The sequence below is a fragment of the Legionella norrlandica genome (assembly GCF_000770585.1).
Classification (GTDB): domain Bacteria; phylum Pseudomonadota; class Gammaproteobacteria; order Legionellales; family Legionellaceae; genus Legionella; species Legionella norrlandica.
Genome location: NZ_JNCF01000057.1, coordinates 1 through 6,359, shown reverse-complemented (window position 1 = coordinate 6,359; position 6,359 = coordinate 1). Strand labels below are relative to the sequence as shown.

Genomic DNA, 6,359 nt, shown 5'->3' with positions numbered 1-6,359 from the left:
TGTTAAATTAAATTTTTAAATTTAAAAATTTTCATTTGAAAAATCATTAGGGATTGATGCAGAAGCCTCTTTTTAAGTATATACTTTTTCTATAGAGTGCTTCTTATGAGGTTTGAAGATATGGCAGGTGGTGGATTTTCAGCAACAAGTCATTGGCGCGATTCCGCGCGAAGTGCACGCTTTTTTGTGGTTGATGCAAGAGCCGCTTTTCCTATTTTTTTATTTTTAATGCATATTAGAGTATGGACAGGTGTTTTAGTTTTAATATCTGCTATTTTTTTCGGGATAATTGAACACTATGGATTTACTGTCCCTGTGTTTTTACGTTGGTTAAGAAGTTTTTTGGCCGGCTCTGTTAAATCTTCGCAACCTTGGTGGAGATAAATGGAACGAGATATTAGTAAATGCATGGCAAAGATTGCGGCGAGTATGAATGCGAAGTTTTATCTGAATGATAGATTTGTAAGTTTTGAAGAGGTGTTTTCTGACACTGGATTACTGCCTGCTATAGCTAAGAGAGCGGATCAATTATGTTCTTTGTGTTTGGGTTATGGCTTGGGGGCGACTTATGATGAGGCTGAAGGTTCTTTGTTAGGTATACGAGTTGTTTTCGATGAAGTGACACCTAATGTTCTGCGTTTGTTATGTATGACAGATGTAGTAAATGAATTGATTCAGGGAGGTCCTAGCCGAGATTATACCCCACTGGATGAGTTAATGTATGACTAAATCATTGTAAAGAATTCGAAAGTTTCTGGGGAGTAGGCTAGGTTGAGATATATTTTTTGATACATTAAACATATAGTGTTGAAATATAACATAATTAAGTTGAGGAGTGGTAAGAATGGCTAATAAAGCGGATGATAATCCAAGAAATTTATTTGGTTTTTATTCCCCCCCTCCTGCTAAAGAAGCGGGTGATCTAACGGCTCTTAATGACGCAACTCCTCCAACAGAGGTGACTACCTATAGCGAAGTTATTTACCCGCTAAAAGAGTGCATTGCTAGTGCTGGGAAGGCTCTTAGCTTTAATCCAGGAGGGCAAGATAACAGTGATGCTGTCAAAATATTAACAGATTTAACGGCAGCCGTGGAAGGTATTGTTTCAACGCAACCACTTTTAACCAAAACTGGGACAATGTTTGGCGCGACTACTGCTACTGAGAAGCAGCCAACTGAGGAACCAAAACGTAAAGTATTCGGCTTTTAATTTTCTTGATCTGTTTATTTCATGCAGCGATTTATACAAATGCTGTTATACTTCTTATATTCCCTTAATTTTGGGCCCCCAAAAATATTGAAGTTATGAAAGATCAACTCTCTGATGAACAAAAAGAAGCTATTTTAAAGGCTTTAAATGATGCTATTGAAAAAGGTCCATGGGATAAGTCTAATTTTTTAAGAGCAATTGGTAAAAAATTAGTTTCAATTCGCGATCGATTTCTAAGGAGAATAGGAGCTAGTAGCCAGGCAAAATTAAGAGCTGAATCACATTTAGCAAATCGAATCGCTTTAAGAAGCGGTCAGCAGGAAATTTATATTTCTTTATATTCTTCAGATGGGAGTAACCTTCAGTCTTGGGAGAAAATACTATACAGCTTACCGCGCCAAATAATTTCAAGGCCTATTTATGCTGATGAAGAAGACGTCAAAGCAATATTAAAAACAAAAGAAAATAAGCAGAATGAAGCTTATGCTGCTGTCTACATCAATCAAACGGATATCCTACCTTTATCTCCTGATAAGGCTCCGGTAGATAAGTTAGGTAAAACCTTGCTGAGTCTTAAGGACAAATCCATAAGTTTGGATAATATAAGTCGTTTTGTACACATTAGTGGTGTATATCGCTATGTTAATGGTCGTTTAACCAAAAGTAATTAAATTTTTATTTCAACCTATCTAAATTTTGTCAGGATTTGTTGACGACTGTACCCATAATTTTTTGAAAATCTCGCAAAAATGTCTTTGTGCAGTATATACTTCATATATGGAATTTATTAATTATTCAGAACAATGGCACAACAACAGCAACAGGCAGGATCAGATAACTCGATGGCACCAGTATGGATAATCATACTGATATTTGTCACGGCGTATCTTATTTGGGCAATGGCACACCAGTACATTGTTAATTTTGTATTCTCAATCAATATATGGCAAGCAAGGTTAGTTAACTTATTTCTAAATAATCAGGACTTGTCAAATCAGATTTATTTAATGCAAACCTTAGATCCTACTACGGTAAATTGGAGCCAATTGGTGACAATTAGTCGAAATGTAGGTGATTATATTCGCTATCCAGTGGTTTGTGTCCTAGTTGGAATGGCGGTTGTTCTTTATAATTCAAATATTACTTTAAAGTTTCGTAAAGCCCATGATATGAAGAGCTTACGTGCACAAGAACAATTTAACTGGCCAGCTATTATGCCTGTTGTTAAAGAGGATTTAGTCAGTCAAGATATTAATAAGGGGCCATGGGCTATGGCTTTAACACCCATGGAATTTGCTAGGAAATATAATTTATTAAGAAAAGACGATGCTTTGCTGGATAATCCTTTACCTGGCGAAGAAATGACTGCTGGAATTAGGCGTGGAGATGCGAAACGTATATTTACCATGCAATTAGGACCTTATTGGGATGGCTTTGAACGTTTTTCTCCTCAGGCTTATGCATTGTCAGCTGTTTTTATGGCTCGTATGAATAGAGATAGAGATGCAGCAAATCATATACTTAAAGTTTTAGACAAAACCTTTGTTAATGGAAAGCCAGATTTTTCTGTTGCCAGGCCGATATTGAAAAAATATGAGAACACTGAGTTAGTTCAGGAAGTCGTTTCCAAGCATGCGTATATGTTGACCGTTATTGCTTCTTTGCTGGAAGCTGCTCGGGAAGATGGTGTAGTGCCTAGTTCCGAGTTTTTATGGTTAAAACCTGTTGATAGGCGTTTATGGTACATGCTTAATTGTGTAGGTAGACAAACACCATTTGCCGAAGTTGCTGGCCCTTTTGCACATTGGAAAGCCGAGAAAGAAATGGGGAGACGTTCTTTAGTGCCAATGATTGATGAAGCAATTAAAGCACTTGAAATTGCAATAAAAGAAGTGAAATTAACACCACGTCAAATGGAGGAGTTAGAGCCATGATGCGGGGTATTGAGTCTCGTCACGAATTAGATCCAACCCTATTATTAAGGGATACGCGTACTTTAACTCAAAGGGTGGCTGATGCTTTCGCTGATCCAACGAATATTTCTATTGTTCTTGTTGCATTAGCTGCAGTAGCGTATTATTTTTCTGAAGCAGCAACATTTCTTATGGTTACTGGTTCTGTTTTTTTCCTTTATAGTTACACTCGGAAGCAAAAATTACCCTTTAGATTGCCGCAAATTGCACGAGCAAAAGATTATAATGACATGAAGCCTGGTGTTAATAAACCCAATATGGCTCGAGGGATAACTTTTTTTGGTAATGACAGAAAAACTGGTGAAGAGCTTTGGTTTGCCAATGATGACATGCGGACTCATGCACTTATTTTTGGTTCAACAGGTAGTGGTAAAACGGAAACTTTAGTCTCTTTATCATATAATGCTCTGGTCCAGGGAAGCGGGTTTATTTATGTTGATGGGAAAGGAGATAACTCTCTCTATGCGAAAGTGTTTTCTTTAGTGCGGAGCATGGGGCGTGAAGATGATTTGCTTTTAATTAATTTCATGACGGGAGCCCGTGACATTGTTGGCCCACAAGAGAGAAGATTATCAAATACCCTAAACCCATTTTGCCAAGGTTCTTCCAGTATGTTGACCCAGTTAGTAGTCAGTCTGATGGGTTCCTCAAGTCAGTCATCCGATGGGGATATGTGGAAAGGCCGGGCTATAGCTTTCGTAGAAGCGTTGATGCGTTTGCTGGTTTATATGCGCGATGAAGGTGCGATTCTTCTTGATGCTAATACTATTCGTAATTATTTTGATTTACAGAGACTTGAATCTATTGTAATTGATAAAATTTTTCCTCGGGATGATCAAGAAAGTATCAATATTGAAAATATCCCCAAATTAGTAACCGATCCTTTACGAAACTATTTAAATACTTTACCAGGTTATAATAAAGAAAAGAAAGGAAAACAGGTATCACAGGTTTTGGAGCAACATGGCTTTATTACCATGCAACTTGTACGAAGTTTCTCATCATTAGCCGATACTTATGGGCATATCATTCGTACTAATTTGGCTGAAGTAGATTTTAAAGATGTAGTACTCAACAGACGAATCTTAGTCGTGTTGTTACCTGCCTTGGAAAAATCACCAGATGAATTATCTAACCTTGGCAAGATTATTGTCTCTTCATTAAAAGCCATGATGGCAGCAGGATTAGGAGAAGAAGTAGAGGGTGATTATCGTGATGTTATTTTGAGAAAACCTACTAACGCCCCAACTCCCTACATGTGCATCCTTGATGAGTATGGCTATTATGCCGTTCAAGGTTTTGCCGTAGTGCCAGCCCAAGCTCGCTCATTGGGGTTCTCTGCCATCTTTGCAGGACAAGATTTACCTGCATTCCAAAAAGCATCTAAGGAAGAAGCGGCATCTATCGGAGCAAATACGAACATTAAAATTTGTATGAAATTGGAAGACCCAACTGAAACATGGGATTTCTTCACTAAAACAGCAGGCGAGGCCTATGTAACGAAAGTAGACTCATTTCAAACTAAGGAGACAAGTATTGCAAATAGCTATATGGATACGAAAAGTTCTTCTTTTGAAAAAAGAGCACGTGTGGACCTTTTGGATTTAAAAGAACAAACAGAAGGTGAGGCGCATATATTTTTCAAATCAAAAATTGTTCGTGCGCGTATGTTTTATGCTAATCCCAAACCTGTCAAGCAACTTAAAATTAATCAATTCTTAAAAGTTGAGCCTCCACCTGATGATTATTTAATGAAGTTACAAAAACAATTGGCTTCCTTTCAACGTATTCTTGAAAGTGGCGATTTGAGTATTGATAAAGTAGTTGAAAATGAAGAAATTACCTTAATTACAAAGGCATTAAAGGAATCTAATATTGAGGAACCAATTGAACGTGGGGTTGCTGCTTTAATTGCATATCATGGACAAAATGAACCCGAACCTGTTGAAGATATTGTTGAGGAGGAAGTTGAGGGGGCATTGACTATTTTCAGTAAACTCCGAAGAGACCCTAGCGCACCTCCGCTATTAGTCTCAGATAAAGAAACTTTTGCTGAGCCATTATTACCAATTAATGAAACAAGAAATCAGATGATGATGATTGAGCGTTTGGCTGGAGCAAAAGATAAGTATTCAGGTACTGTGGCAAATGAATTAATCAAAGACTTTCAAATGGCAACCAGTTATCCTCCTGAAGAAAGAGATGTTATTGATTCTCGGGAACTGACCGATATTGTCAGAGATTTATCAGCCAAGATTGCTGCAGAGCGTGAAAAGGCAAATAAAAAGGCAGAAGAAGAGTTAACCTAATTGATCCCCTATAAAGAATTTTGTTGATCCCCAGTAAAGAATTTTGACGTCATTTGTATTGTACATGCTTGATTGTTCACTTAACCTTGTCTGCCTTCAATTTACACAAATTGTTTTTCCTGAATTAGTCAATCCTTTCTTGTATAAATAAATTATTTAAAAAAATGGCAATTTTATTAAATTCATTGTAACGTAATGATTTGTATGTTTTTATTATCAAATGGAATGTTTGAGATAGTTAGACATAGATAACGTTAGTCTATTTTCGAATATGGGGATAACAGGTGAGATCGGCTCGTACTAATTACATCTATGCATTGTTTGGAATAACCGGATTGCTCATGCTTTTGTTGATGAGCGCTTGTCATCGATCTGACTACCTCGATGAAGAGGAAGTACCTCAATTACCATGTCGTGTTGATGGGGCTTGTGATGCAACCATAATCAAATTGATGACTGACTTAAATAAAAAAGGAATTAAAGTTGCAACAGTTGGTCAAAATTATTTAATTAGTATTCCTGCAAGTGCTTTATTTGCGGATCAATCCCCCAGATTAACTTGGGCTTCATACGGTTTATTAAATGAGATTGCCACATTTCTTAAACAATTTCGTAAAGTTGCTATAACTATAACCAGCTACAGTAGTAAATATGTTTCAGTAAAAAGAGAACGTGCTTTAACGTTGGCAAGATCAAGGGTAGTGAGCGAATATCTATGGTCACAAGGAGTTGATAGTAGAATCATCTTTACACAAACGGGGTTTAAGGGTTAAGGATGATAAACCTATTACTAGTTATAGCTTAGGTGGTGATCAATCGCCAAATGCACGAGTGGAGATCACCTTTAGAAGAGCAGTAGCGTAATTG

General features: G+C 37.1%; 6 protein-coding genes and 1 pseudogene. All 7 read left to right on the top strand.

The window, feature by feature from the left end; translation table 11 throughout:
* The first annotated feature begins 120 nt into the window (after positions 1–120).
* The 7 genes and pseudogenes from icmT to icmN all read left to right on the top strand — a co-directional run bounded on the left by icmT (position 121) and on the right by icmN (position 6,356).
* Positions 121–384, top strand: coding sequence for a type IVB secretion system protein IcmT (gene icmT, locus OK13_RS11200; RefSeq protein WP_035890857.1), 264 nt, complete (start codon positions 121–123; stop codon positions 382–384).
* A complete protein-coding gene (gene icmS / locus OK13_RS11195; protein ID WP_035890856.1) occupies positions 385–729 on the top strand; it encodes a type IVB secretion system protein IcmS in 345 nt (114 codons plus the stop codon).
* A gap of 115 nt (positions 730–844) precedes the next feature.
* Positions 845–1,210, top strand: a complete 366-nt coding sequence (locus OK13_RS11190) for a hypothetical protein (protein WP_035890855.1) — start codon at positions 845–847, stop codon at positions 1,208–1,210.
* A gap of 95 nt (positions 1,211–1,305) precedes the next feature.
* On the top strand, positions 1,306–1,881 hold the full coding sequence (gene icmQ / locus OK13_RS11185; protein WP_035890854.1) for a Dot/Icm secretion system protein IcmQ: 576 nt from the start codon (positions 1,306–1,308) through the stop codon (positions 1,879–1,881).
* 132 nt (positions 1,882–2,013) lie between these two features.
* Positions 2,014–3,144: a type IVB secretion system coupling complex protein DotM/IcmP gene (icmP, locus tag OK13_RS11180; RefSeq protein ID WP_035890853.1), complete on the top strand. Its 1,131-nt coding sequence runs from the start codon at positions 2,014–2,016 to the stop codon at positions 3,142–3,144.
* Positions 3,141–5,492, top strand: a complete 2,352-nt coding sequence (icmO, locus tag OK13_RS11175) for a type IVB secretion system protein IcmO/DotL (protein WP_035890852.1) — start codon at positions 3,141–3,143, stop codon at positions 5,490–5,492. The genes icmP and icmO overlap by 4 nt, the downstream gene beginning before the upstream one ends.
* 284 nt (positions 5,493–5,776) lie before the next feature.
* Positions 5,777–6,356 (top strand): annotated as a pseudogene (gene icmN / locus OK13_RS11170) (type IVB secretion system protein IcmN/DotK).
* The last annotated feature ends 3 nt before the right edge of the window (positions 6,357–6,359 follow it).